Below are 25,474 nucleotides of genomic sequence, written 5' to 3'. Positions count from 1 at the left end.
ACTCCTTGATGGGACAGGTGAGCGGTGAGCGAGCCCTGAAGCGGGCCGCCCGGCAGTGCATGGGCCGCTGCGGTGCTCCGGGCGCCGACAACATGACGTGGCGGGCCTTCCGCCAGGACATGGCCCTGCGCATCGCCGCCCTATCCGCCGCCTTGTCCGACGGGAGCTGGCGGCCGGGACCGCCTCGGATCGAGCAGTTCGACGCCTGGGGCAAACAGCACACCGTCGTCATCCCGACCGTGGCCGACCGCATCGTCCACCGCGCGCTGCGCAACGCCGTCGAAGCCGTCCTGCACCACGACGCCTACCCGCCGTGGATGTACGGCTGGCGGCCCCGGGCCGGACGCCCGCTGGCTGTGGCCGCCGCCGACCGACACCTGCGCGCCGGACGGACCTGGGTCGTCGACGTCGATGTCGCCGCCGCCTCCACCGGCGTCGCCCTGGAAGACGCGATCACCTCCGTGGCCCGTTTCGTCCACGACGGCAGCGTCCTGGCGCTGCTGCGCCGCATCCTGGCCGCCCTGCCGGACCCGCTGGCTCCCGGCAGCGGCCTGTCCCCCATGCTCACCAACTTGCGCATGACCCCCGTCGACCTCGAGCTGGCCGGTCACACGGCGGTGCGCATGACGGACAACTACACCCTCTTCTGCACCACCCTGCCCCAGGCGGAGAACACCTACCGGCACCTGGTCGGCCTGCTTCACGCACACGGCATGAAGCCCGCGCCCGTGAAGTCGAAGATCTGGCGCCCCAACGCCGAAGACCTCTACGCCGCCGGATGACCTCGTCGAAGAAGGAGAAGCCCGTGACCGCCAGCCGCGCGCTGCTGTACTGCGCCGTGAACGGCATCGCCAACAACACCAACGGCATCGGCCGCCAGACCAAGACCCTGCTCGGCGTCCTCGACCAGCACCACGCCGAGGTCACCACCCGTGCCGGAGCCTTCGTCCCCTACCTCGCCGTCCCCGACGCGGGACCGGCCACCTGGGGCTACGACCCGGCCGACCTCGCCCACGCCCGGCGCATCGTCGAGCGGCTCGGCGGCCGGGTCATCCCCCTGCCCTGGGACACCACCGAGCCCCTGTGGCGGCCCGAGACCTGGCGCGCCCTGTCCGCAGGGGCAGCGCGGGCCGCCGCAACACTGGCCGACGAGGTCGTCGTGATCGGCGTGGACACCCCCTTCGCCGGGCTCGCCCACCACGCCGACGCGCACGACCACGTCGACATGCTGCTTGCCCTGTTCTCCACCGCGCAGATCACCGAACGACCTCACCCCGACCCCGGCCGCCTGGCCTGGGAGCAGGCGGCCGTCACCGCCGCCAACCGCAGCCGCCGCGGGTGGGTGGCCGACATCGGCGCGTTCCTCACCGCCCACCTGCGCACCGACTACGGTCTCGACCCCGCCCGGCTGCGACCGTGGCCCTCCGGCCTCCACCTGGCCTCGGCCGACCTCACCCCGGCCACCGCCGCCGAAGCGGAACACCTCGTACGCGCGTACGGCATCCCTGTCCACCGGCCGGTCGTCGCCGCCGTCGGCCGCACCGACCACACCAAGGGCCTGGACCTCCTCATCGAGGCGTTCGCCCCCGTACGGGACCAGGCCCACCTGGCCATGATCGCCGTGCCCACCGACGACGACCGGGCCGAACTGCTCACCCGCTACCGCCGACGCTGCGCCGAGCTCGAACTCGACGCCACCATCATCGGCCGCTACGACCGCGCCCTGCCCCGCGCCCTCGCCGCCCTGCCGACCACCCGGGCGATCGCCGTACCCAGCCGCGGCGAGACCCTCGCGAACATCGTCTTCGAGACAGCCCTGTGGGCCCGGCACAGCGGCGCCGTCGTCCTGGCACCGGCCATCGACGGGTTCCCGGAACAGATCACCGACGGACGCAACGGGCTCCTCTACGCCCCCGCCACGCCGGGCGCGCTGACCGCCGGGATCCGCCGCGCCCTGGCGCTCGCCCCCGAACAGCGCGCCGCCCTTCGCGCTGCCGCGCACCGCAAGGTCACCGCCGAGCGGGACGCGGCCGCACACCTCGGCGCGCTCCTGGCCGGGTTCTGGCGCCCATCCCACGGCGCGATGACTACACTCATCGACCATCCGGTCACGGATGCCCGTCCGCCGCGGTCACAGGCTCCCACCAGCACGCACCATCCCCTGGAGGCCGCGCCATGACCGTTCCCCTGCTCTTGGTCGACGGCCACAACCTCCTGCACCGGGCCTACTTCGGTTTCGCCGCCAGGATCTTCAACCGCGACAAGACCATCGACCGCACCGGCGTCTTCGGATTCGCCGCCCTCCTGCGCAAGGCACAGGCCCAGCACGCGGCCGGCTTCGAGATCTTCGTCGTCTTCGACGCGGAAGACGGCTCCCAGGCCCGCGCCGAGATCGACAGCGGCTACAAGGCCCAGCGCACCGCACCCGACCTCGGCCTGATCGAGTCGCTCCCGCTGGTCAAGACCGCCCTCGATCACTGCGGCGTGCGCTGGATCGAGCAGGGCGGCTGCGAAGCCGACGACGTCATCGCCACCCTCACCACGCAGGCGCGCGCCGGCGAACGCCCGGTCGACGTGATGAGCACGGACAAGGACTACATCCAGCTCCTGGCCGACAGTCGCGTCCGCCTGCTCAACACCGGCATGGCCCTGGAACGGCGCTACACCATCGGCACCCACATCCCCTTGCGCTACGGCGTCCGGGCCGAGCAGTGGGCGGACTACCGTGCGCTAACCGGAGATCCGGCCGACAACATCCCCGGTCTTCGTGGCGTCGGCCCGAAGACAGCCGCCCAGCTCCTGGCAGGCGGAAGAAGCCTGGAGCACATTCCTGACATCGAGTTGCGCCCGGCCTGGAGCGAGCAGTGGGCACAGGTCCAGCAGTGGCGGGAGATGATCAAGCTGGACAGGAAGGCGGACCTGCCCGAAGCCCTCCTCACCGCATTGCCCACGCCGCCCCTGCCCAGGGCTCCGGCTCTTCTGCAGGACCTTGAACTGTGGTGACCTCCACCGCCGGGAAGCCGTCCGACCCCGGCCGGTAACGGATCGAACGCGTAGCAGCGCACCTCAACCGGGGATCTGCTTCCCGTCCGGCACACCCGGCGGCCTGAGACTCCCCGCACCCAGTGAAATCGAACTGACATCCGCTTCGTGGCGTCGTCGAGACGTGCTCCCCGCATCGGCGGGCAGCCTCTGCCCGCGTCACCCCGGCCGCCCCGGCTGGCAACTCCTGCCGCGCAGCACGCATCGCATTCGAGGAGACGAATGAACAATTCCGTGATCATCGGCACAGCCCAGCGGCCGGGGACGGAAGCACCCTGCGCGGACGGGCATGACGTCCAGCGCACCGGCGATCGCGTCACCGCCGCCGTCGTCGATGGTGCCGGACACCACCCCGACACCGTCCGATACGCCGGCATCGCACCCGCGGTCATCACCCACATCGGCGCGAGACTCGGCGGCCTGGCCGGGCTCATCACCGCCGGACAGATGGCTCACGCGTACGACCGCCCGCCGCATGTCTCCGCCGTCTACGCCCGCATCGAGCCGGGACGCGCCGGGATTCTGTGGATCGGCGACTGCAGGGCCTACGGCTGGAACGGCAGCGAGCTCACGCGCTTCAGCACCGACCAGACCATGGGGGAGTTCCTCCGCGTGCACGGGGACGTGCCGGCACCCATCGTCGAGCACCACAACGCCTGGGCGAGGCTCGGACTCGCCCAGGCGTCCGCGGCAACGTGCCGCGAAGCCGAGATCCCCGACGACGTCACTCTGGTACTGCTGTGCTCGGACGGCGTCTCCGACCAGGTGGATCAGGCGACCTGGCGCGAGCTGTGCACCACGCACGCCGGCAACCCGCAGTCCCTGGCCGATGCGCTGGTCGCGGCCGCCGTCACGGACGACAAGGGCTACCGCGACGACGCCACCGTCGTGGTGCTGCTGCGCCGAAGGGACGAGCCCGCCTTCGTCCGCGACTGACCAGCCACGGTGTCATGCCACTGCGCCTGGGGCTGCGCACCGGCCCGAGCAGCCAGGGTGGCGTCTCAGCAACGAACTCGGGCTGCCAACCGATCGCGACAGCCCCGACCGTCGGCGTTTCGGACAACTCCCGGCGTGCCGCGTGCCCTTACGCCGCAAGGGTCGGTGCGCCGGGCGCCGTTGGAAATCGCTGAATTGCAGGGCGCATAACCCGTCCGAAAGGAACAGGTGCTCGAAATCATGCGGCGTCGTTGAGCACTGCGCCGCCACCACTGCGTCCACGAGGGGCAGACACATTGCCGTCAGTCGAACCAGGCAGCGACAAGAGCGCGAGCAGCCCGAAGGCCGGAACCGCGGACAACATCTCGGCCGCCGAGCGGGAGCTCTACGGGGGCCGGCTGCGCTACGACCAGTCCTCATCCAGTTCCACCGCGATCCGCAGGACCGTCGAGAAGTACCTCGGTCGGCACCCCGGCGAGCGTGAAGCCCTGGCCGGGCTCCTTGCCGCGCTGGACCGGCCCGTCGACGCGACGGCCCGGACGACACTGCCTGGGCAGATCACGTGCAGCGCCGTCATCGTCGATCGGCAGGGCCGGGTCCTGCACCTCCGGCACCGGGTTACCGGCGAATTCGTGCTCATGCCCGGCGTCCGCATCGCACCCGAGGACCGCACCCTGCTCGCCGCGGCTCTGCGCGCGACGGTGGAGGAGGCCGGGATCGCACCGAACGCCCTGTGCCTGACCCGGCAACTGCTCGGCTCCCCCATCGACATCGGAGTCCACGACGAGGCCGCCCACCCGCCCATCGGGGAACCAGCCCACCGCCACTACGACATCCGTTACGTCTTCTACCTCGCCGACGAGGAGCTCCCTACGATTGCGCGCCCCGACGAGGAGGGGTCCGCCGCCCAGTGGCTTCCGCAGGCGGAAGTTGCCTCGCCGACACTGCGCGCGAAACTCCTCGCAGCGCGGCTGGACGGCCAGCCCGAGCCGGTGAACGCTTCCGTGCTGATCTACGACGCGACCGGTCGCTACCTGCTCCATCTGCGCGACCACAAGCCCGGCGTCGTCTGGGCGTCGGGCGAATTCGCTCTTCTCGGCGGCGGCCGCACGCACGACGACCAGAGCCTTGAGGGCGCCCTGATGCGGGAGCTGTCCGAGGAAGTGCCCGACCTCCGGCTCGAGGACGTGACGCCCTACGCAGTGGAGGCCGCCACCAGCATCGACGGTCTCAGTGTCCCCGTCCAGGTCTTCTCCGGCCGGTGGCGCGGCACCGACCGGCTCCGGCTGTACGAGGGCGTGCTGCTGCACTGGTTCACCCTCGATGACCTGGACCGGCTACGCCTCGACGCCGCCACCCGGGACCTGATTCACCGGCACGCGGCCGAGAACCCCCCTGGCATCGCCCCGGACGCGGCTCCCCCCGTGTGGGACGGCAGCAACAAGGCGGTCCTGAACGGCATCGGAGTCCACCTCCACCTCGAAGACCCCGAAGGCCGGGTGCTTCTCGGGCTGCGTCACCCCGACTCGAAGTACGCCGGCGACACCTGGCACTACCCCGCCGGTCGGTGCGAGCAAGAGCCTGCCCTCGCCTGCCTGGTCCGCGAGGTGATGGAAGAGACAGGTCTTGTCATCGACCCCGCTGACGTGGAACTCGCGCACGTCGCCCACGTCGTCGATGCAGCGGGCGTGCTGCCGTTGATGCAACTGGTCTTCAAGGCCCGCCGGTGGGAGGGGGTGCCGAAGGTCCTTGAGCCCGACAAGTGCCTGACCTGGAAGTGGTGGCCGCAGCACGCGCTTCCCGAGCGCATCGTCCCCTACACCAGGACCGCCATCGCCGCGATCTCCGAAGGCCGCCACTACTCCCAACTGGGCTGGTGAGCACGTGAGCACACCCGTGGGAAGAGGGCCCGCCGAGTCCATGCCCGCCATGCCGGATCACCAAGGAGGTGCGCTGTGACGCCCCGCGGCGAGACCTCCTCTGCCGCTGCCGGCACCTCGCTGTGGCGGCACCAGGACTTCCGCCGGTACCTGACCGGCCAGGCCGCGAGCGTGACCGGCAGCTCAATCACGCAGATGGCGTTGCCGGTCCTGGCCGTGCTCCACCTGGACGCGACCACCGCCCAGGTCGCCTGGCTCGCGTTCCTCGGACAACTCCCGCCCGCAGTGCTCGCCCTGCACGCCGGCGCGCTCGCTGACCGGCACTCCAAACGCCGGCAGATGATCGCCGGTGACCTGGTCAGTGCGACGGTCCTCGCCACCGTGCCGGTGGCGGCCGCGCTGGGCACCCTGACGCTCACGCAGCTCATGATCGTCGCCGTGGTGCAGGGGGCGGCGAGCGTCCTCCACGACGCGGCGGCCATCAGCCTGCTGCCCAGCCTCGTCGACCGGTCCTTGATCCAGCGGAGCAACAGCCGGGTCGGCGCGCTGTTCGCGATCGCCGCGACCGCCGGAAGCCACCTCGGCGCCGCGCTGACCGCGCTGCTCGGCCCCGCCCGGGCCTTGCTCGGCGACGTCGCCTCCTACCTGATCAGCGCCGTGTGCACCGCCCGCATCCAGACCTCCGAGCCCGCCCGCGCACGCCCCGAGACCCGCCGGCTGCGCGGTGAGATCGCCGAGGGCCTTTGGTACGTGCGCGGTGATGACCGGCTGTGGACGCTGACTCTGGTCAACGCCACGACCTCGTTCGGTCTCGGGCTGCTCAACACCCTCTGGGCGCTGTACCTGTTTGTTCCTGCTTAGCGACAGTGTTGCTTACTGGTTGATACCCCTCCTGACCTGCTCGTTTGTTTGTTGCACTCAGGCGGGTTGCATTGATACTCATCGGCCATGCACCAATCGACGTACTCATCGGCAGGCTGGGAGTCCTGGGGACTTGCGTTCAGGCCGGCGATCCCCGAGGGGATGCCGTTGCTGTTCGACGACGACCTTCTTTTCGAGGACAGCAACGGCGTCCGTCCCACCACCGTGATCAACTGCTGGGCCTGCGAGCTGCCAGCGATTGGATGCCCATCGCCGAATTCGTGGCCCTACTACGTGCGTACGGTGCGTGAGTGGTTGGAGTTCATATCCGGGCACGGAGTCGCTCTGTTCGACACGCGGCGTCGCCTGAAGGCGGCGTTGGGCGCGTACTCCGTCTATCGAGCCCAGGGCCCCGTCAAGCATCGCTTCGAGGCATCCACGTGGAACCAGAACATGGGGATTCTGGCGGGGTTCTACAAGTGGGCGAGGGATGAGGAGTACGCAGACTCCGAGCCGTTCACGTACCGGCAGGCGGTCTGGGCCTTCAAGGGGCAAGTCCGTCGCGGACGGGTCAACCAGTCACGGCGGCGCCAGGCCAAGCCTCATGTGACGATCAAGTATCTCGACGACGACTTCACGGACATGTTCCTGAAGGGGTTGGCGGGCCTGAGCCCCGACGGGGAGCGCGATCTGCGCTACCGAGGACGGGAGTTGGCCCGGAACTCGGCGGTCGGCCGAATGATCGTCTCCAGCGGGCTACGCAGCCAGGAGTACACGTACCTGCTGGTCTGCGAGGTGCCCCTGCTTCCCTCGCGACGGACTGCGGTGCCGATCTCTTTCCCGGTCCCGTCCGGGGTCACCAAGGGAAGCAAGTACCGCGAGTCGTGGATCGATTACGACTCGCTGGCTGAGTTGCACTCCTACATCGCTCTCGACCGGGCAACGGCGACATTCGGATCGACGTGGCGCCCGCCGGCCCGCTGGGGGGAGCCGCTGTTCGTGACGGCCGCCGACCAACGGGGAGGACGCGTCAACGGGGTCCGTGTGCAATGGAGTTCGTTCGGCCCTGACGAGCGACGGCGTCTGGTCGCCCCGGACGGCGGTTCGATGCTGCTGTCGGTGTGGGGCCAGGGACGCCCGTTCACCGGATGGTCCACGGTCTTCGCCAGAACCGCTGACCGCATCCGCGAGCGTTACGAGCCGCGCTTCCCGCACGTCAACCCGCACCGGCTACGTCATACCATGGCCATGGCGACCATGGCACGGCTGATGCGCGGCTGGTACGAGCAGGCTGCTCGACAGGTCCGCGACACCGACGACGATGCCGCCCTGGCGCACTACCTGCGGACCCAAGAGCCGCTGCTGATTCTGCGCGATCTGCTCGGACATACCAGTTCACTGACGACGGAAGCGTACCTCCACCGTCTGGACGTGCTCCGCCTGTTCACGTCCCTGTATCGGCGGGTCGGCAAGGAGTACGGGCTGCTGGACGAGGACGTCGAGCTGGAGCTCGAGACAGAGTTCGACGACGAACCGGCGGTGGTCTGATGCCGGCCACCGTCACCCTTGACCCGCTGGGTGTGCACTGCATCTTCAGCGACGGATCGGAGTACCGCCGTCCCCTGCGCGTGCGGCGGCCAGTAGAGCTCCCGGGGCTGGCACGCACTCTGCTGGAAGGCGCTACAGATCTTGTCCATCCGCACGGGCAGGTCGACAGTGCGGGAGGCTTCGACCTGTACCTCACGGCCGTCCGCGGCTTCACCGACTGGCTGGTCGAGTTCGGGTTCTCCGGCGGGGCATCCGACCTGACGCGCGCGCTCCTCGCCCGGTACTGGCGGCAAGGGGTGCGATCCTCCCAGGAGAGCGCGCTGCGGGCGATGTTGCGCTGCGCGGATGACCAGGATCCGATTCTGGCGCCGGATGTGCGCGCGTTCGTCGATGGCCGGCTGTTCAACACGGGCGAGCGGTACGGCTCGCACCAGCCGTACAGCGAGGCCGAATGGGCTCGGCTCATCCGTACCTGCCGGGACGAGGTCGATGGCGCCTTCCGCGCGTTCTGCGCGGCCCGTGATCACGCTTCGACAGCTGACGGCCCAGGGGCTTCGCTCCGTGAACGCACTGCCCATCACTGGCTGGTGCTTCACGACGGGCCCGACCCGCTCGTCAAAGAGATGTCAGAGGGCGGCTCGTTCCCCTTCCGGCATAGATACGGCGCCGGGCTTCGCGCGGTGCTGGATCCGCTGATCCCGACCCTGGATGTGATCATCGCCTATCAGCTGCTGTTCGGCGCCTACACCGGCATCGTGCCGGACGGGATCGCGGACCTGGGACTTACCGACATCGAGTGGGCGGGTGACGAGAAGATCCTCCTCAGCTACGTCAAGGGCCGCACGGCGGCGGAGAGCCTTGCTCTGTCTCGTCAGGCCACTCGCCTGCTGGAACAGTGGCTCGATCACTCTGCGGTGGCCCGCCGCTTCGCGCCCGAGGGGTTGCGCCCCGAGCTCTGGGTGCGTTTCACGCCGAGTGGCACATGGGCGGGAGAGCGATGGCTGGCCAAGCCGGCCACGCGCCTGTCCATATGCGCCTGGGTCGAGCGGCGCCAAGCCGTCGACGAGGACGGGCGCCCCACGCAGATGACTGGTGACGACGGTCTCCCCCTGGGCCTTCACCGGCACCGCATCCGCACGACCCACGACGCGCTGAAGGACCGGTCACACTGGCGCGGCAGCCGCCGGTCCACGCTGGATCCGAACCGGTCCCCCGGCGTCGAGGGGGACCACTACCTGACGAACACGACGCCGGCTCAGCGCGAGGCGGCGGAGGACATCATCGCCCAGGCGCAGGAGGACCTCGTTCGCCGGGCGCTGCCGCCCTTGGTGCTGGCCACCGCTGAAATGGCCGACCTGGTGGAGAACTATCCCGAGCACATGAAGCGGCTCGGCCTGGATGACAACGCCTTGGCGCAGCTGCTGTCCGGGGAACGCGACGTATTCACCGCGGCATGTGGAGATCAGCTGTCGGGGCTCCACGGGCCGAAGGGCAAGCCCTGTCCGGCACGCCCGTGGGTGTGCCTGCTGTGCCCGCTGGCCTTGTTCTCCCCTCGCCATCTGCCGAACCTGCTGCGGCTACGGGCGTTCTTCTCCCGCCAGTGGCAGCAGATGACCACCGCCGAGTTCATCCCCGTCTTCGGCCCGTACGCTCACCGTCTCGACGAGATCCTGACCCCCGACCGGTACTTCTCCGAGCACGCGCTACGGGCAGCCGCTGCCAAGGTCACCGACTCCGATGTCGAACTTCCCCTGCGACCTGAGGAGCACACCGTATGACCACCCTGCACGGGCCCACGGGCCTCGCGGCTGCCTTTTCGCCTTCCGTCTTTCGAGGTGAAGACGTGTGCGCTGCGGCCGGTCTGCCGGTCCACGGTGCGGGCCCGCACCCTCACTTCGACGACTCTATCTGGGACTTCACCGGTGTCATCGGGCTGCCGCGGTACCTGTCGCGGTACGCGCGGATCTTGTCCTTCACCGAGATCCTCAATCCCCAGTGGAGGGAACTGGCGAAGGAGTTCATCTTCGCCCGGCTCGCACCGGACCACCGCGCTGTGCGGGAACTTGCCCACGCCTACCGAACGCCCGTGCAGATACCCACAGTGCACGGGCGGCTGACCGTGCTGACCGGCTGGCTCAACTGGCTCACCGAACAGGGCGTGGACAATCTCGGGGAGGTAACCCAGCAGCACTGTGCTGCCTACCTGGAACTTCGCAAGAAGGTACGGGACAAGCACGGCGTCGTGATCCGCGACAGCAGCCCCGGCTACCGCATGGACGTCGTGGCGGTCATCCAGGAGCTCGGCTACTACAAGGAATTGTTCTCAGCCGACGGCTACGTGTCGGGCTTCCGTCCGTGGGGGCGACGCACGGCGTACTCCGTCGCCGGGATGGTCCGTCGGACGGGCAACACGACACCGCCGCTGAGCAACGACGTCTTCCAACCGCTCGCCGCAGCGGCCCTGTACGTAGTGGAAGTGCTGGCACCGCACGTCACGGAGCTGCAGCAACAGTTGCAGGAGATGGTGTCGAACCGGCCGGGCCGCAACAACCGGGAGCGTCCGGACTGGAGGGTCGAGGTCGCGCAGGCCATCGACCGCCACATACAGGAAGCTGATCCGTTCGATGTCGCCCTCGATCACGTCGTAGCCGAGCGGCTGGCGGACGGCTGGGATCAGGACGATCCGCTGCTACAGGTGAACCTGATCTCCCTCGCCCACGAGACTGGACGGCACGCCTTCCACTACACGTGGCTGCCCACCCTGCGCGGCCACCTGGAAAAGGCCGTCAGGGAAGTCGGCCTGTCCAAACGCTGGGGCCGGACAGCCGCCCTGGTCGAACGCGCGGACGGACGGGGCAGTGTCCCCTGGACCCTGCCGATGAACACCACCGAGGCCCGACTGCAGCTCTCCCGGGCCCGCACAGCCTGCCTCATCGCGCTCGCCGCACTGACCGGAATGCGGAAGAGCGAACTGGCTGAGCTGACCCACGACTGCCGCCTGCCTCCCGAACAGCTCGGCGAGGGCCGCGTCCGCTACCGCCTGAAGGGCAAGATCATCAAGGGCCGGAAGCTGGGTGGTGAACACGATCAGTGGGTGACCATCAAGCAGGCGTACGACACCGCCGACGTAGCCGCCTCGCTCGCTGACCCGGTGAAGAACGACGGTCACCTGTTCAAGTCGCTCTCCTTCGTCACCCCGTACGAATGGTTCCTGACCTGGGTCAATGGCCCAGAGGGCCGTCGCCTTGGGCTGGCGCCGATCCCCGAGGTGCCGGTCAGTCTGCGGATGCTACGGAGAACCCTCGCGGTGGAAATGGCGCACCGGCCCGGTGGTTTGCTGGCCGCCAAGATCCATCTCAAGCACATTTCCGTGGTCACCACGGAGGGCTATGCGGACCGCCCTGGTGGGGCCCAGTCCGTGCTGATGGCCGAGTTCGGCCAAGAGGAGCGGGAGCACAAGATGCGCGTCGCCCTCGACGCTTTCCACGACTACCAGAACGGTATCCGCCCTGCGGGGCCTGGCGCCAGCGACCTCTTGGACTTCTTCGCGTTCGTCGACGAACAGCTGGATTCCTCCGGGGCGCCGAACATCAAGCGCAGCGACCAGGAGGTGACGAACCTGCTCGCCAAGCGGGCCAAGGCCCTGCACCTGGGGCCGGCGAACTACTGCTGGTTCCTCGATCCGTCCAAGGCGCTGTGCCTCAAGCTCGCAGGGGCTCAGGCCCGCGGGGCGACGGAGCCCTTGATCGGCATGTGCGATTCGGCGCGGTGCCCGCAGGCCACCCACCATGCCGGGCACCGCCCGGTGTGGGCGGCCAGCGCCGAGAGCAAGAAGGTGTTCATCGCCACCATCGGGCGCGCGCAGCGGACGGAGCAGGCCCGGCTGGGTACGGAACTCGCCCGCGATGAACGGGTGCTGGCCGAGATTGACGCCCTCTGCGGAACGGGGGCATGACGTGGCCCGTATCAGCGACGAGACCCGGCGGGACAATGAGGCGGCCATTCGGCACGTCATGGAACGGCTCCTTGCCGGTGACGTTCCCCCGGGCGGCAAGTGCGACATCAAGACCCTCGCGACCCAAGCCGGGGTCGCCCGCACCGGCTTCTATCCCAAGAAGAACCGCGACGGCTCGCCGCGGCCAGGCCCCTACCAACACCTGGCGGAGGAGTTCGAGCGCCGGTTGGCCGAGCTTCGGGAAACGGGCGTGATTCCCGACCCGCGGGCCGCACAGATCGAGCGGCTCAAAGGTCAGGTCTCCGGGCTGAAGGAGCGCCTCGCCGCGCGTGACGCGCAAATCGATGGACTCACTGACTTCAGGGAGCGGGCTCTGTCGCAGATCGCCGCCCAGAGGCTGGAGATCGAGCGGCTTCGCGACGCCTTGGCCGCGCCGTCGAATATCCGCGCTCTGCCGAACAGTTCAAGAGCGAGTGCGCCGTACGGATCGTGTAGCTGACTGCCCAGCCTGGGCTGCATGGGGCGGGGCGCGCGGCAAAGACTGCCGGGCACTCCGCCCTTGCGTTGCCATGGTGATCTACTCGCCACGAGATCGCACAGCTACGCGGACAGATCACAGCCCTCGACAACGCCTGCCTCCCGCCCGCGGTGGTACGGCGCCGTACGGGTCTTGCAGCTGACAACGCTGCGGGCGGTCTTTTGCCACCACCGTGCCCGGAGGGTCAGGTGCCGATCTCCCGGTGGACGCCGCCGGCTGCGGTGTTGACGCCTTCGGCGAGGGTGGGGTGGATGTGGATCGCTTGGGCGATGTCGGTGTAGGTGGCGCCGCAGGTCATGGCGATGACGGCCTCGTGGACGAGGTTGCCGCCGTCGGGGCCTGCGATGTGGCAGCCCAGGATGCGGTCGGTGTCGGCGTCGACGACGAATTTGATCAGGCCGCGGGTGTTGCCGATGGCGCGGGCCTTGACGACACCGGTGAAGTCCTGGCGGCCGATGAGGACTTGGTGTCCGGCCGCGCGGGCGGCTGGCTCGGTCAGCCCGACGGAACCGACCTCGGGATCGGTGAACACCGCGTGCGGCACGACGCGGCCCGTGGTGGAGCGGTCCTGGCCACGGTAGGTGGTGCGGTAGGCGATGTCGGCGTCGTCGCGGGCGGTGTGGGTGAACATCGGCCCGCCGCGGATGTCGCCGAGCGCCCAGACGTCTTCGGCCTGGGTGCGCAGCAGGTCGTCGACGGGCAGGAAGCCGTGCTCGTCGGGGGTCACGCCGAGGTGTTCCAGGCCCAGGTTGTCGGTGTTGGGAGTGCGGCCGGCGGCGATGAGCAGGTGGCTGCCGGTGACCTCGCCGGTCTCGCCACCCCGGCAGCCGGCCCGGACGTGGCCGGGGCGGCCGTCGACGGCGGTGCAGGTGGTTCCGGTGAGGACGGTGATGCCGTCGGTGGTGAAGCCGTCGGTGACGGCGGCGGAGATGTCGGGGTCCTCGGCGGGCAGCAGCCGCTCGGCGCGCTGGATGAGCGTCACTTGGGAGCCGAAGCGGGCGAACATCTGGGCGAACTCGCAGCCGATGTAGCCGCCGCCCACGACGATCAGGTGCTCGGGCAGCTCGGTGAGATCCAGCAGGGTGCGCGAGGTGTAGTACGGCGTGGAGTCGAGGCCGTCGATGGGCGGGCGGCTCGTGCGCAGGCCGGTGACCAGGAAGATCTTGTCGGCCTCGATCTCGGTGTGGTCCACGCGCAGCCGCCGCGGGGCCACGAAGCGTCCCTCGGCGGGGTAGAGGTCGAGCTGGTCGGCCTTGCCGACCGTCTTGTAGGAGCCGGAGCGGATCCGGTCGACGATCGCGTCCTTGCGCGCGACCACCGCGGCCAGGTCCACGCTGGGGGCGGTGGTGGTCACGCCGAACTCGGCGGCGCGGCGTACCTGGTGGGCCACCGCTGCGGAGGCGATCATCGTCTTGGTGGGGATGCAGCCCCGGTTGAGGCAGGTGCCGCCGAGTTTCTCCTTCTCGACGAAGGCGACCCGGCCGTGCCGGGCGGCGCGCAGGGCCAGGGGCAGTCCGGCCATGCCGCCGCCGATCACCAGGGTGTCGTACCGCTCGACCATGGATGGGCTCCTTGTCTGTCTCTGTCTGTCCGACTCGATACGTACGGGGGTCTGTGAGGCATCCTCAGCCGTGCCGGCCGGTGGGGCCGGAGGGGCGGGGCCGTTCGGAGGATGCGGACGGCTGGTGGCGGATGCGGCAGGTGGTGGTGCGGTGGCGTCGGTGCCACAGTGCGGCGGCGGTGAGCAGGACGGCTCCGGCGGTCCACAGCGGCCAGGTCGCCGGTCCGGTGGTGGCGGTCCCGGTGGTGGCGCCGCCTGCGGCTGCGGCGGTCAGGGCGGGGGCCCCGCAGCACAGGCCGATCGCGGACAGCGCGGCGCCAAGGGCAGTGGTGAGGGCGCCGAGCGCGGCGAGCGTGGCCGTCAGCAGGTGACCGAGCACCCGGCGCGGCCGGGCGAGGGCGCGGTGGGATGCCGTGCGCATCAAGGACCTTCCCTGGGGCCGGGCGGACAGGGGTGAGGGCGCGGCCGGCTGCCGTTCGGGGGGATGCGGCAGCCGGCCACCCTCCCGGCACCCGCGGGGGGGCGGGGGTCCGGGGCTTGGAGAGGGGTCAGGCCCACAGGGCGCTGCCCCACTTGGTCAGGATCAGCAGCGCGATGGTGCCGATCCACAGGACGGGCACGGCCCAGTGGAACTCCGTCACGGTTTGGCGCAGCCGGTCGGGGGCGGGGATGAGCCCGTGCTGGATGTTGTGCACGGTGGTGTACCAGAAGAGGAGGATCGTCACGGCCCAGACGAGGGTGCACCACAGGCACAGCGCGCCGATGGCATACAGCGAGGAGTACTGCAGCCAGGTCACGAAGCCGATGCCGAAGACGGTGCCGGCCTGCAGGCCCAGCCAGTGCCAGCGCCGGTAGCGGGCGCCGGCCAGCAGTCCAGCGCCGATGGCGATGACGGCGGGGAAGGCGACCCAGCCGATGAAGGGGTTGGGGAAGCCGAAGGTGCTGGCCTGCCAGCTCTTCATGATGTTGTTGCAGGACAGCACCGGGTTGATGCTGCACGCCGAGACGTAGTTCGGGTTGGCGAGCAGTTTCATCTTGTCGTGGGTGAGCACGGCCGAGGCGAGCAGGCCGAGGGAGCCGCCCACCATCAGCAGGAGGGCGAATGCGCGGTCGGCGCCGAACGCCGCGTGCGGGCTGCTTCGCACGGTCGGGGAGGCCGCCTGGTGGGCTGCTGACGTGGTCATGGCGCCGTTCTGTTCTCGGAGTTGGCTGCGGCCGGGGCGTTGTCCGTTGCCCGGCCGAGGGGGTGGGGCGTGGGCGGGGGTCAGCAGCAGTGGTCGCCGTTGTCGCGGTCGGGGGCGGCCGGGGTGGGGGCCGGCTGGGGCGGGCAGCAGTCCGCCTCGGCCGAGGGGGCTGTACTGGTGGGCGTGGCGTGGCGGGCGGGCCGCCTGCGGTGGCGCAGTGCGGCGGCGGTGACCGCGAGGACGACCGCGAGGGCGGTGACGGCGATCGTGGTGGTGTGGCCCTGGATCCAGGCGGTCGCGGTGGCGGAGAAGGTGGCGAGGCCGCCGCCGGGGGCGGTGGTGGCGGGGCCGCCGGTGGCGGCGGGGTACCAGTACCAGGCCAGGTAGGCGCCGGTGAGGACGAGGACGGCGGCGGTGATGCGGGTGCCGTGCCGGGCCAGGGCGGTGATCTTGCGGGTGAGGGCGGCGCCCGCGGCGGCGGTGGTGACCGCCACCAGCAGCAGGACGGCGGCCGATCCGGCGGCGTAGGCGGCGAAGACCGCGAGGAGACCGGCGTAGCTGGCGGTGGCCTGGGCCTGGGCGATGACGGCCAGTAGCACGCCGAAGGTGCAGGACAGGGACGCGGCGGCGTAGCCGACGCCGAACACGACCATGCGCCGGGCGGTCGGCGGGCCCGCCGACCCCCTGGTACCGGTGGACAGGTTCAGCCGCAGGCCGAGCGAGCGGCCGGTGAGCATGACGGCGCCCAGGAGCAGCAGGAGGACGCCGGTGGCCAGGCCGAGCCAGGGGGCGGCGCTGATCAGTGCGCGGGCGCCGGCGCTGACGATGAGCCCGGCGACCGCGAGGGTGCCGGCGAAGCCGAGGGTGAGGGCGGCGCCGGAGCGCAGGGCGCGGGCCAGGCGTACCGGCACCGGCGAGGTGTCGTTCTCGCCGAGGGCGGCGGTGATCCATGCGGGCAGCAGGGCGAAGCCGCACGGGTTGACCGGGGCGAGCATGCCGGCGGCGAAGGCGAGGGCGAGCAGGCCGTTCACTACGCGCCCGCCTTCTTCAAGGCGTCCTGGATCTGGTCCGCGGAGGGGTCGGTGGCCCGGTAGGTGACCTTGCCCTGGGGGTCGACGACGATCAGCGTGGACAGGGCCGAGACCTTATAGCGCAGGGACAGGGCGGCGCCCTTGTCGACGGTGGTGGGCAGGGAGGGGGCCTTGATGTACTGGAGGAACTGCATGATGGTCGTCTTCGACTCGCTCGGGTCCATGTCCACCGCGAGGAAATTGGCCTTCTTCCCGGCCTTCTCGAACTCCTTGGCGGCCGTATCCAGCGACTTCGCGCCGCCCGCGCACTCGCCGCAGCCCACGGAGAAGAAGAACAGCGCGGCGGGCTCCTTCGCGGGCAGCGCCAGCGTGGTGTCGTCAAGAAGGGTGACGGTGTCCGCCTTGGCAGCGGCGGAAGTGCCGCTGACGGTATCGGTCTTGGCCGCGGAGTCGGCGGTGGTGCCGGTGCCGCAGGCGGACAGAGTGAGTGCGGCGGTAGCGGCCGCGGCGAGGGCCAGGGCGGTACGGCGGCGCAGGCGGGTGCGGCGGGCGGTGGGGGACGGGGAAGTCATAGGTGGTGCGGGCCTTCCTCGGATGCCAGGACCGGAGCTGGTCCCGGCCGACAGCGGAGCGGACGGGTGAGTGCGGCGGGTGACCGGAAGGTGTCACCGCGGGCGCGGTGCGGCAGCGCCGGGCGGGATCAGTGCTTGCGGAGCAGGTCGCGGTCGTGCTGGTCGGTGCGGGTGGCCGGGGGGCAGCAGGAGTCGCCGCCGGCGGTGCTGCGGCGGCGCATCCACCAGGCGAGAGCGCCGGCCAGCAGGATGGCGGCCGGGGCCAGCAGCCAGGGGCTGACCAGCACCCCGCCCAGCCCGGCCAGGGCGCCGCTGGCCAGCAGCACCGGCCCGGCGCAGCAGATGATCGGCAGCAGCATGACGCCGACCATCCCGAGGGTGCCGAGCAGGCCGCCACGGCGGTCAGGTGTCTGGGTGGGCGGAGGCGTCATCGCTGCTCCCCCTCTCCGGGGATGCGGGTGCAGCAGTCAAGCGCGGCGGCGTTGTCGGCGGCCAGGGACCGGGCCAGCATGATCAGGTCCGCGACGCGGGGGTCGCCGACGGAGTAGCGCAGTTTCTTGCCGTCCCGGCGGGCGCTGACATAGCCGCAGTCCACCAGGCACGACAGGTGTACCGACACCCGCGGCTGCGAGATGCCGGCGTACTCGACGCACTGCGCGCTGGTGCGCTCGCCGCGCTGGATGAAGTCCAGCAGCTTCAGCCGGGTGGGGTCCGCAAGGGCGCGGAAAAACTTGGCCGTGGTGTCCAGGTGGAGACACGGCACCTCGGCCGCATCGGCCGTGGCAGGGGAGCCGGCAAGGGCAGGGGTTTTCATGGGCGGGGCCTTTCCACAAGCAGCTATTCGCTTGCCCGCATAGTATGGTGGTCCTCTGCCATTCGGCAAGCCGCATAGAAAAGGGGTCCGGCACGGAGCCTGGCCCCACTGAGGGAGGTAGTGCTGTGCTCCAGGCACACACTGGTTACGACCTGGCGATCATCGGTTCGGGAGGCGGCGCGTTCGCCGCGGCCATCGCGGCCCGCAACAAGGGCAAGCGCGTGGTCATGGTCGAGCGCGGCACCACCGGCGGCACCTGCGTGAACGTCGGCTGCGTGCCGTCCAAGGCGCTGCTGGCCGCCGCCGAGGCCCGCCACGGCGCGCAGGCGGCCGGCCGGTTCCCCGGGCTGGCCCCGGCCACGGTGCCGGTCGACTTCCCGGCCCTGATCGGCGGCAAGGACGCCCTGGTCGAGCAGCTGCGTACGGAGAAGTACACCGATCTGGCCGCCGATTACGGCTGGCAGATCGTGCACGGCACCGCCACGTTCGCCGACGGCCCCGTACTCCAGGTCGCGCTGAACGACGGCGGCACCACCACCATCGAGGCCGCCCACTACCTGATCGCCACCGGCTCCACGCCCTGGGCCCCGCCCATCGACGGCCTGGACGAGACCGGCTACCTGACCTCCACCACCGCCATGGAGCTGGAGGAGCTCCCCGAGCACCTGCTGGTGCTCGGCGGCGGCTACGTCGGCCTGGAGCAGGCCCAGCTCTTCGCCCGCCTCGGCAGCCGTGTCACCATGGCCGTCCGCTCCCGCCTGGCCTCCGGCGAGGAGCCGGAGATCTCCGCCGGCATCGAGGCCGTCTTCGCGGACGAGGGCATCACCGTCCACACCCGCACCCAGGTCAGCGCGGTACGCCGCGACGGCGACGGCATCCTCGCCACCCTCACCGGTCCCGGCGGCGAGCAGCAGGTGCGCGCCAGCCACCTGCTGGTCGCCACCGGACGCCGGCCGGTCACCGACGGCCTCGGCCTGGAGCGGGTGGGCGTGAAGACCGGCGAGCGCGGCGAAGTCGTGGTGGACGAGTACCTGCGCACCGGCAATCCCCGCATCTGGGCGGCCGGGGACGTCACCGGGCACCCCGACTTCGTGTACGTGGCCGCGGCCCACGGCACGCTCGTCGCAGACAACGCCCTGGACGGCGCGGAGCGCACCCTGGACTACACCGCGCTGCCGAAGGTCACCTTCACCAGCCCCGCCATCGCCTCGGTCGGAATGACCGACGCCCAGCTGGCCGAGGCCGGCATCGCCTGCCAGTGCCGCACCCTGCCGCTTCAGTACGTACCCCGGGCGCTGGCCAACCGCGACACCCGCGGCCTGGTCAAGCTCATCGCCGAACGCGGCACCGGAAAGCTGCTCGGCGCCCACGTCCTGGCCGACGGCGCGGGCGACATCATCACCGCCGCCACCTACGCCATCACCGCCGGGCTGACCGTCGACCAGATCGCCCGCACCTGGCACCCCTACCTGACCATGGCCGAAGCATTGAAGCTGGCCGCTCAGACGTTCACCTCGGACGTCGCCAGGCTCTCCTGCTGCGCCGGCTGAACTCAGCCGCCGTCCCGGGGCCCCTGCCTGAGGGGATCCCGCCCGACGGCGCCCTCGCCAACGACGCGATGACCGGACGGAGCTTGCTTGGGCGGGCAGCAGGCCCGCGTACGCTGACGCCGCACGATCAGCGAGGCAGCAATCAGCGTGGTCCCGGCCGTCAGAAACAGCCAGGACCAGGGGCCTGCCACAGCGCCGCCCGTGGCGGCCGTGCCCGCACCCGTGACGGCCAGGCCGCCACAGCACAGGCCGACCAGCGCCACCCCCGCGCCAAGCGTGGCGGCCAGGGCACCGAGAGCGGCAAGCGTGACTTCCAGCAGCCGCCGAGCAGCCCGGCCCAGCGCAGTGCGCTGGGCCGGTGCGGATGAGGCGGCCGTCATCGCAGGATTCCTCCCTGCGGTTCAGCAGCACCGCCTGCGGCGCCGGCGGGCCTGGTCGTCCGGGGAGGACGCGTCGCGCCGCAGAGAGCGGCGCACGAGCACGGTGGCGACGGTAGCGATGGCCAGAACGACCGCGACGTCGACCGCCCACGTGATCGACAAAACGAGGCCGATCCCGGCCAGGACCCCGGCGGCGAGCAGGGCAAGACCGGTAATGCGAGCAGGGGGCGGCAGCCAGGCGGTGCCTGCGGCTGCGCCGTCACCGGACCGGTCCGGCTCGCGGCGTGAGGGCTGGGAAGGGGCATACATGACGGCCTCCTCGGTGTCAGTCACACGCGGCCAACTGGTTGCGCGGATATGAGCCGGGGCGGGCGACAGCAGTGTCAGCGGTCATGCGGGCCGCCTCCCTGGCGGGGTTCGCGGTGGCGCGTCGCGGAGGTGCCCGAGGCGTCCCCGGGCGGGCAGCAGTCGTCGCGGTGGGCGCGGCGGCGTACGAGGACGGTGACGGCCGCGACGGCCAGGACCACGGCCGCGGCGATCACCCAAGGATTGCCGAGCCAGGCGCCGATCCCGGCGAGGGCACCGGAAAGGATGAGGACGGGAAGCGCGCAGCAGGCAATCATCAGCAGGACGATCCCGATGCCCGGGGCAGCGTCCATGCCGGGCCGGTCCGGTTCGCGGCGGGGAGGCCGGTCAGAGGTCGGCATGGCGGTTCCTTCCGAGCATCGGTCCCGGCTGGGCGTGATCACCGGAGCAGCGGTCCGGGACGCCGTCGTGGTCCGCGGCGACGGCGCGGGCGAGGACGACCAGGTCCGCCACCCGGGGGTCGCCGACGCGGTAGCGCAGCCTCCTGCCGTCCCGGTGGCCGGTCACATACCCGCAGGCCGTCAGGCAGGCCAGTTGGACCGAGACCCGCGACTGGGAGACACCGGCGTATCCGACGCACTCGGGGCAGGTGCGCTCCCCGCGAAGGATGAACTCCAGCAGCTTCAGCCGGGTGGGATCGGACAGGGCTCGGAAGAACCGGGCAGCGGCGTCGGTATGCGCGCACCCGCTGTCGGCCTGGCGGGCGGCCGTTATGACTGCGGTGCGGACCAGGACAGGCGCAGGGCCCATAGCCACCAGCCCTCTTCCACATGCATCTATTCGCTTACTCGAATAGTATGGCGGCGTTCGGGCATTCGGCAAGGCGTATAGAAAGCGGACCGGGTAACCCGGTCCCCCAGGGAGGTGGTGGCTGTGAGCACGCGGCACAACGGCTTCGACCTGGCGGTCATCGGTTCGGGCGGGGCGGCGTTCGCCGCCGCAATCGCCGCACGGAACAAGGGCGCCAAGGTGGTGATGGTCGAGCGCGGCGCCACCGGCGGCACCTGTGTGAACACCGGGTGCGTGCCGTCCAAGGCGCTGCTGGCCGCCGCCGAGGCCCGCCACGTGGCCCTCGCCCAGCCGTTCCCCGGTATCCGCACCGAGGCGGGACCGGTGGACTTCACCGCCCTGATCAGCGGCAAGCAGGCCCTGGTGGAGGCGATGCGGGCGGAGAAGTACACCGACCTGGCCGCCGAGTACGGCTGGACGATCCTGGCTGGCACCGCCCGCTTCGCTTCTGGCCCGGTCCTTGAGGTCACCCTGAACGACGGCGGTACGACTACGATCGAGGCCGCCCACTACGTCATCGCGACCGGCTCCGCCCCGTGGGCGCCGCCCATCGACGGCCTGGACGAGGCCGGCTACCTGACCTCCACCACCGCCATGGAACTCGACCACCTGCCCGAGTCGATGCTCGTGGTCGGCGGCAACGCCATCGGCCTGGAGCAGGGCCAGCTCTTCGCCCGTCTCGGTACCCAGGTGACCGTCGTCGAGGCGCTGGACCGGCTCGCCCCGTTCGAGGAGCCCGAGGTCTCCGCAATGATCGAGGACGTCTTCACCGGCGAGGGCATCGGCGTGCACACCGGCCTCACCGTCACCGCCGTGCGCCGCGACACCAGCGGCTACCGGCTCACCGCCGCCCGCAGGGGCGAGGTCTTCGAACTCCAGGCGGAGCAACTGCTGGTGGCCACCGGCCGCCGCCCCGTCACCGACGGCCTCGCCCTGGAAACGGTGGGAGTCAAGACCGGGGAGCGCGGCGAAATCATCGTGGACGAGCACCTGCGCACCGGCAACGAACGGATCTGGGCCGCCGGTGACGTGACCGGGCACCCGCAGTTCGTGTACGTCGCCGCTGCCCACGGCACACTGGTCGCGGACAACGCCCTGGACGGCGCCGAGCGCACCCTGGACTACCACCACCTGCCGCGGGTCACCTTCACCACCCCGGCGATCGCCGCCGCCGGTCTCACCGACGCACAAGCCGTGGCACAAGGCTTCGCGTGCGACTGCCGCATCCTGCCCCTGGAATACGTGCCTCGCGCACTGGTCAACCGCGACACCCACGGCCTGATCAAACTCGTCGCCGAACGTGGTACCGGCAAGCTGCTCGGCGTCCATGTCATCGCCGACGGCGGTGGCGATGTCATCGCCACCGCCGTCTACGCCCTGGCGAACCGGATGACGGTGCACCAGATGGCCGACCTGTGGTGCCCCTACCTGACCATGGCCGAAGGGCTGAAGCTCGCCGCCCAGACCTACACACGGGACGTGAGCAAGCTGTCCTGCTGCGCCTCCTGACGCTCCGCCGCAGCCGTCACAAAAGGAAGGGGGAGCACCCATGAAGTCCGGGTTCAGCAGCGCGCCCACCGTCGGACGTGCGGGAGGAAAGCCATGAAGGCCCAGCATCTTGTCGAGGACCTGGCACTCGGCGCCGCCTCCGGCTACCTGGCCACCAAGGTGATGGAACCGGTCAGCAGCACGCTGTACGCATGGGAGTCACAGGAGTCCCGGGCGCGCGAGGACGCCGCCCGGCCAGGCCCGCCGTTCCAGATCGCCGCGGAGAAGAACGCCCGGCTGTTGGGGTTCGACCTGTCCGAGGAGCAGTTGGAGCGGGCGGGAATGGCGTTCCACTACGGGTTGGCGATGAGCTGGGCGCCGCTGTACGCACTGATCCGCCGCCGGTGGCACACGCCGCCGTTGACGACCGCGCTGGCAACCGGGGCGGCGATGTCCCTCATCGTCGACGAGGCCCTGACCCCCGCGCTCGGCTACAGCGCCCCCAACCGGGCCTATCCGGCCGTCACCCATGTGCGCGGAATTCTGGCCCACCTGGCCTTCGGGGCGGCCGTGGCCGTGGTGACCGAGGCGGGCTGGGCGCTGCGGCACCGCCGCCCCTGACAGCGGCAGGGATGCCCGGCCGCCACCGCAGCGTCACACAAGACACCCGCAGCGTCGCAACACCCGACCCGTACCGCCGAAAGGAACGACAGTATGCCTACGGATTTCGACGTGATCGTCATCGGAGCCGGCCCCGGAGGAGAAGTCGCCGTCTCACGCCTCGTCGCGGGCGGTCTGCGGGTGGCCCTGGTGGAGCGCGAACTCATCGGCGGTGAATGCGCCTACTGGGCCTGCATCCCCTCCAAGACCCTGCTGCGCCCGCCCGAGGCCCGCGCCGAAGCCGCGGGCGCGGCGGGCCTGTCCACCCCCGAGCAGGACTGGCCGGCCCTGCGCGACTACCGCGACTACATGATCCGCCACCTCGACGACGCTGCCCAGATCGACGGCTACCGCGAGCAGGGTGCCACCGTCATCAAAGCCGCCGCCCGCCTGACCGGCCGCGGCCCCTGGCGGATCGAGGCAGACGGCCGGCAGATCACTACCGAGCACCTCGTGATCGCCACCGGCTCCGAGGCCCTGCGTCCGCCCATCGACGGACTGGACCAGGTGGAGGTGTGGACCAACCGGGAGGCCACCACGCTGCGGGAGATCCCCCGGCGCGCCGTGATGATCGGCGGCAGCGCGGTCGGCGTGGAGTTGGGCCAGTTCCTGGCCCGCATGGGCAGCCAGGTCACGATCGTCCAGCGCGGCCAGCGGCTGCTGGACCGCGAGGAGCACCGCCTCGGCGAGCTGGTCGCCGACCGGCTCGGCAAGGACGGCATCGACGTACGTGTAGGCCGCCAGGCCACGGCCGTCCGCCAAGAGGGCGATGACACCGTGGTCGAGTTGGACGACAGCAGCCGCGTGCATACCGACGTGATGGTGCTCGGGGCGGGCCGCCGCCCGCGCACCGGCGACCTCGGGCTGGACGCCGTCGGGATCCGGGCAAACGACCGCGGGGCCCTGGACGTCGACATGCACTGCCGCGTCACCGATGACGGACTGTGGGCGCTCGGCGACGTCACCGGCATCGCCCTGTTCACCCACGTCGCCCAGTACCAGGCCCGGGTGGTCGCCGACACCATCCTCGGCACACCCCGCCGCGCCGACTACACCGCCATCCCCCGCGTCGTCTTCGCCCAGCCGGAGATCGCCGCCGTCGGCCTCACCGGCGAACAAGCACGCGAGCAGGGCATCAACCTGGCCACCAGCGAACTCGACCTCGCAGCCTCCCTCGCCCGTCCCTGGACCTACGAGACGGAACCCACCGGTCACCTCGGGCTGCTCGCTGACCGTGAGCGACGGATCCTCGTGGGCGCGTGGGCCATCGCCCCACAGGCCGGGGAGTGGATCCACCAGGCCGCTCTGGCCATCCGCGCGCAGATCCCGATCGACACCCTGCTGGATCAGGTCGCGCAGTTCCCCACCTACAGCGAGGCGTATCTGAAGGCCACCGAACGCCTGGACCTGTGACTCTTCCCCACCGCGCGCCGTAACCGCCGTTAGCAGCCCAGACAACCAGACAGGGAGTCCGCCATGCGTGCCGTCGTCACCACGCCCAGGACAGCGGATACCCACCGGCTGGTAGAACTGCCCGACCCGAAGCCCGCGCAGGGGCAGGCCCTGGTGGAGGTGCTCTCGGTCGGGCTGGACGGCACGGACGTCGGGATCGCCCGCGGTGGCTACGGCGAGGCACCCGACGGCGAGGACGAACTCCGCGCCTACGACGACCCAGCAGTGGATGGCGCACTGCTCATGCTCCCCCTCGTCGGCTTCATCGACGGCACCCGACCCGCGCAGACCGCCACCATCGACGCCATCCTCGACCACCTCGCCCCACCCAGCGGCCCCCATCAGCCATCCCTTCTGTGGCGGTACCCGCCGGCCACCCCACGCAGCAGCCCCGACGGCCTCCCCGGCGCCGAAGGCGCCTTCATCCTGTGCAGCTTCTGGCTCGTCGAAGCCCTCACCCTGGCCGGACGCCCCGCACGAGCCGAGCGTCTGTTCACCGCCCTGTGCGACCTAGCCCAGCCCCTGGGCTCCCTCGCCGAACAAATCGACCCCGCAACCGGCGAACAGCTCGGCAACACACCACAAGCCTTCACCCACATCGGATTGATCAACGCGGCCCTCCGCCTGGCAGGAACCACGGCCAAGGGCAGCCGCCGACCACCGCCCCCAACCCCACAGGCACACGAGAAGGAGGCCGGTAAACATGGCGCCCTACGGCGCGATCATGGCCGGCTGGGTCCCCGGGAGACCCAGGTCTTCTGCCCGCAGGAGGTAGACGGCCGTTGAGCGCAAAGTGCCCGGCCGAAAGCGCCCTACGGGAGCGTGCATCGCCGACCGAGACACTCCCCGACCGGCGGGTCCTGCCCC

General features: G+C 70.7%; 26 protein-coding genes. 15 read left to right on the top strand and 11 right to left on the bottom strand.

The window, feature by feature from the left end; genetic code table 11:
• The first annotated feature begins 8 nt into the window (after positions 1-8).
• From ABEA77_RS02885 to ABEA77_RS02840, 10 genes are all read left to right on the top strand, one after another.
• Positions 9-782, top strand: a complete 774-nt coding sequence (locus ABEA77_RS02885) for a reverse transcriptase domain-containing protein (protein WP_345641026.1) — start codon at positions 9-11, stop codon at positions 780-782.
• A 23-nt stretch (positions 783-805) separates the two neighbouring features.
• Positions 806-2,179 carry a glycosyltransferase family 4 protein gene (locus ABEA77_RS02880; protein ID WP_345640637.1) on the top strand — a complete coding sequence of 458 codons (1,374 nt, stop codon included), beginning with the start codon at positions 806-808 and terminating at the stop codon, positions 2,177-2,179.
• The gene (locus ABEA77_RS02875) at positions 2,176-3,003 is read left to right on the top strand and encodes a 5'-3' exonuclease (protein ID WP_345640635.1); all 828 of its coding nucleotides are present in this window, start codon (positions 2,176-2,178) and stop codon (positions 3,001-3,003) included. The genes ABEA77_RS02880 and ABEA77_RS02875 overlap by 4 nt, the downstream gene beginning before the upstream one ends.
• Before the next feature lie 261 nt (positions 3,004-3,264).
• Positions 3,265-3,978: a SpoIIE family protein phosphatase gene (locus tag ABEA77_RS02870; protein ID WP_345640633.1), complete on the top strand. Its 714-nt coding sequence runs from the start codon at positions 3,265-3,267 to the stop codon at positions 3,976-3,978.
• Between the two features lie 296 nt (positions 3,979-4,274).
• Positions 4,275-5,858 (top strand): NUDIX domain-containing protein, encoded by a 1,584-nt coding sequence (locus ABEA77_RS02865; protein WP_345640631.1) that lies wholly within the window; start codon positions 4,275-4,277, stop codon positions 5,856-5,858.
• A gap of 75 nt (positions 5,859-5,933) precedes the next feature.
• Positions 5,934-6,719 carry an MFS transporter gene (locus tag ABEA77_RS02860; protein WP_345640628.1) on the top strand — a complete coding sequence of 262 codons (786 nt, stop codon included), beginning with the start codon at positions 5,934-5,936 and terminating at the stop codon, positions 6,717-6,719.
• A 162-nt stretch (positions 6,720-6,881) separates the two neighbouring features.
• Positions 6,882-8,267: a site-specific integrase gene (locus tag ABEA77_RS02855; protein WP_345641023.1), complete on the top strand. Its 1,386-nt coding sequence runs from the start codon at positions 6,882-6,884 to the stop codon at positions 8,265-8,267.
• Entirely contained in the window at positions 8,267-10,045 is a 1,779-nt protein-coding gene (locus ABEA77_RS02850; protein ID WP_345640625.1) for a hypothetical protein, read from the top strand. Before ABEA77_RS02855 ends, ABEA77_RS02850 begins: the two co-directional genes overlap by 1 nt.
• On the top strand, positions 10,042-12,222 hold the full coding sequence (locus ABEA77_RS02845) for a site-specific integrase (protein WP_345640623.1): 2,181 nt from the start codon (positions 10,042-10,044) through the stop codon (positions 12,220-12,222). Before ABEA77_RS02850 ends, ABEA77_RS02845 begins: the two co-directional genes overlap by 4 nt.
• Position 12,223: 1 nt before the next feature.
• Complete coding sequence (locus ABEA77_RS02840; protein WP_345640622.1) at positions 12,224-12,721, top strand: hypothetical protein; 498 nt, start codon at positions 12,224-12,226, stop codon at positions 12,719-12,721.
• Positions 12,722-12,944: 223 nt separating this feature from the next.
• Here the strand turns inward: ABEA77_RS02840 and lpdA are convergent, their stop codons facing one another.
• The 7 genes from lpdA to ABEA77_RS02805 all read right to left on the bottom strand — a co-directional run bounded on the left by lpdA (position 12,945) and on the right by ABEA77_RS02805 (position 17,922).
• Positions 12,945-14,321 (bottom strand): dihydrolipoyl dehydrogenase, encoded by a 1,377-nt coding sequence (gene lpdA, locus ABEA77_RS02835; protein ID WP_189898443.1) that lies wholly within the window; start codon positions 14,319-14,321, stop codon positions 12,945-12,947.
• 64 nt (positions 14,322-14,385) lie between these two features.
• On the bottom strand, positions 14,386-14,742 hold the full coding sequence (locus ABEA77_RS02830) for a hypothetical protein (RefSeq protein ID WP_267300053.1): 357 nt from the start codon (positions 14,740-14,742) through the stop codon (positions 14,386-14,388).
• A gap of 127 nt (positions 14,743-14,869) precedes the next feature.
• Positions 14,870-15,505, bottom strand: a complete 636-nt coding sequence (locus ABEA77_RS02825) for a vitamin K epoxide reductase family protein (protein ID WP_189898442.1) — start codon at positions 15,503-15,505, stop codon at positions 14,870-14,872.
• Positions 15,506-15,585: 80 nt separating this feature from the next.
• On the bottom strand, positions 15,586-16,536 hold the full coding sequence (locus tag ABEA77_RS02820; protein ID WP_189898441.1) for a cytochrome c biogenesis CcdA family protein: 951 nt from the start codon (positions 16,534-16,536) through the stop codon (positions 15,586-15,588).
• Positions 16,536-17,108, bottom strand: a complete 573-nt coding sequence (locus tag ABEA77_RS02815; RefSeq protein WP_086755798.1) for a TlpA family protein disulfide reductase — start codon at positions 17,106-17,108, stop codon at positions 16,536-16,538. The genes ABEA77_RS02820 and ABEA77_RS02815 overlap by 1 nt, the downstream gene beginning before the upstream one ends.
• Before the next feature lie 128 nt (positions 17,109-17,236).
• A complete protein-coding gene (locus ABEA77_RS02810) occupies positions 17,237-17,539 on the bottom strand; it encodes a mercury transporter (RefSeq protein WP_086755797.1) in 303 nt (100 codons plus the stop codon).
• Positions 17,536-17,922, bottom strand: a complete 387-nt coding sequence (locus tag ABEA77_RS02805) for an ArsR/SmtB family transcription factor (RefSeq protein WP_107468970.1) — start codon at positions 17,920-17,922, stop codon at positions 17,536-17,538. Before ABEA77_RS02805 ends, ABEA77_RS02810 begins: the two co-directional genes overlap by 4 nt.
• Before the next feature lie 125 nt (positions 17,923-18,047).
• Here ABEA77_RS02805 and merA (ABEA77_RS02800) point away from each other — a divergent pair, with 125 nt between their 5' ends.
• On the top strand, positions 18,048-19,472 hold the full coding sequence (gene merA / locus ABEA77_RS02800; RefSeq protein WP_086755795.1) for a mercury(II) reductase: 1,425 nt from the start codon (positions 18,048-18,050) through the stop codon (positions 19,470-19,472).
• A gap of 2 nt (positions 19,473-19,474) precedes the next feature.
• Here merA (ABEA77_RS02800) and ABEA77_RS02795 read toward each other — a convergent pair whose 3' ends face one another.
• From ABEA77_RS02795 to ABEA77_RS02780, 4 genes are all read right to left on the bottom strand, one after another.
• Positions 19,475-19,852: a hypothetical protein gene (locus tag ABEA77_RS02795; RefSeq protein WP_086755794.1), complete on the bottom strand. Its 378-nt coding sequence runs from the start codon at positions 19,850-19,852 to the stop codon at positions 19,475-19,477.
• A 21-nt stretch (positions 19,853-19,873) separates the two neighbouring features.
• Positions 19,874-20,161, bottom strand: coding sequence for a hypothetical protein (locus tag ABEA77_RS02790; protein ID WP_086755793.1), 288 nt, complete (start codon positions 20,159-20,161; stop codon positions 19,874-19,876).
• Between the two features lie 74 nt (positions 20,162-20,235).
• The gene (locus ABEA77_RS02785; RefSeq protein WP_198427656.1) at positions 20,236-20,559 is read right to left on the bottom strand and encodes a hypothetical protein; all 324 of its coding nucleotides are present in this window, start codon (positions 20,557-20,559) and stop codon (positions 20,236-20,238) included.
• Positions 20,546-20,968 (bottom strand): ArsR/SmtB family transcription factor, encoded by a 423-nt coding sequence (locus ABEA77_RS02780; RefSeq protein WP_086755792.1) that lies wholly within the window; start codon positions 20,966-20,968, stop codon positions 20,546-20,548. Before ABEA77_RS02780 ends, ABEA77_RS02785 begins: the two co-directional genes overlap by 14 nt.
• Before the next feature lie 123 nt (positions 20,969-21,091).
• Here ABEA77_RS02780 and merA (ABEA77_RS02775) point away from each other — a divergent pair, with 123 nt between their 5' ends.
• The 4 genes from merA (ABEA77_RS02775) (at position 21,092) to ABEA77_RS02760 (ending at position 25,393) form a co-directional block, all read left to right on the top strand.
• A complete protein-coding gene (gene merA / locus ABEA77_RS02775) occupies positions 21,092-22,516 on the top strand; it encodes a mercury(II) reductase (RefSeq protein ID WP_086755791.1) in 1,425 nt (474 codons plus the stop codon).
• A gap of 93 nt (positions 22,517-22,609) precedes the next feature.
• Positions 22,610-23,116 (top strand): DUF1440 domain-containing protein, encoded by a 507-nt coding sequence (locus tag ABEA77_RS02770; RefSeq protein WP_086755790.1) that lies wholly within the window; start codon positions 22,610-22,612, stop codon positions 23,114-23,116.
• A gap of 93 nt (positions 23,117-23,209) precedes the next feature.
• Complete coding sequence (locus ABEA77_RS02765) at positions 23,210-24,568, top strand: dihydrolipoyl dehydrogenase family protein (RefSeq protein ID WP_086755789.1); 1,359 nt, start codon at positions 23,210-23,212, stop codon at positions 24,566-24,568.
• 63 nt (positions 24,569-24,631) lie between these two features.
• On the top strand, positions 24,632-25,393 hold the full coding sequence (locus ABEA77_RS02760; protein ID WP_086755788.1) for a glycoside hydrolase family 15 protein: 762 nt from the start codon (positions 24,632-24,634) through the stop codon (positions 25,391-25,393).
• Positions 25,394-25,474 lie beyond the last annotated feature (81 nt).

This window comes from Streptomyces tremellae (assembly GCF_039540215.1).
GTDB classification, from domain to species: Bacteria; Actinomycetota; Actinomycetes; order Streptomycetales; family Streptomycetaceae; genus Streptomyces; species Streptomyces tremellae.
This window is presented reverse-complemented; position numbering and strand designations above follow the sequence as displayed.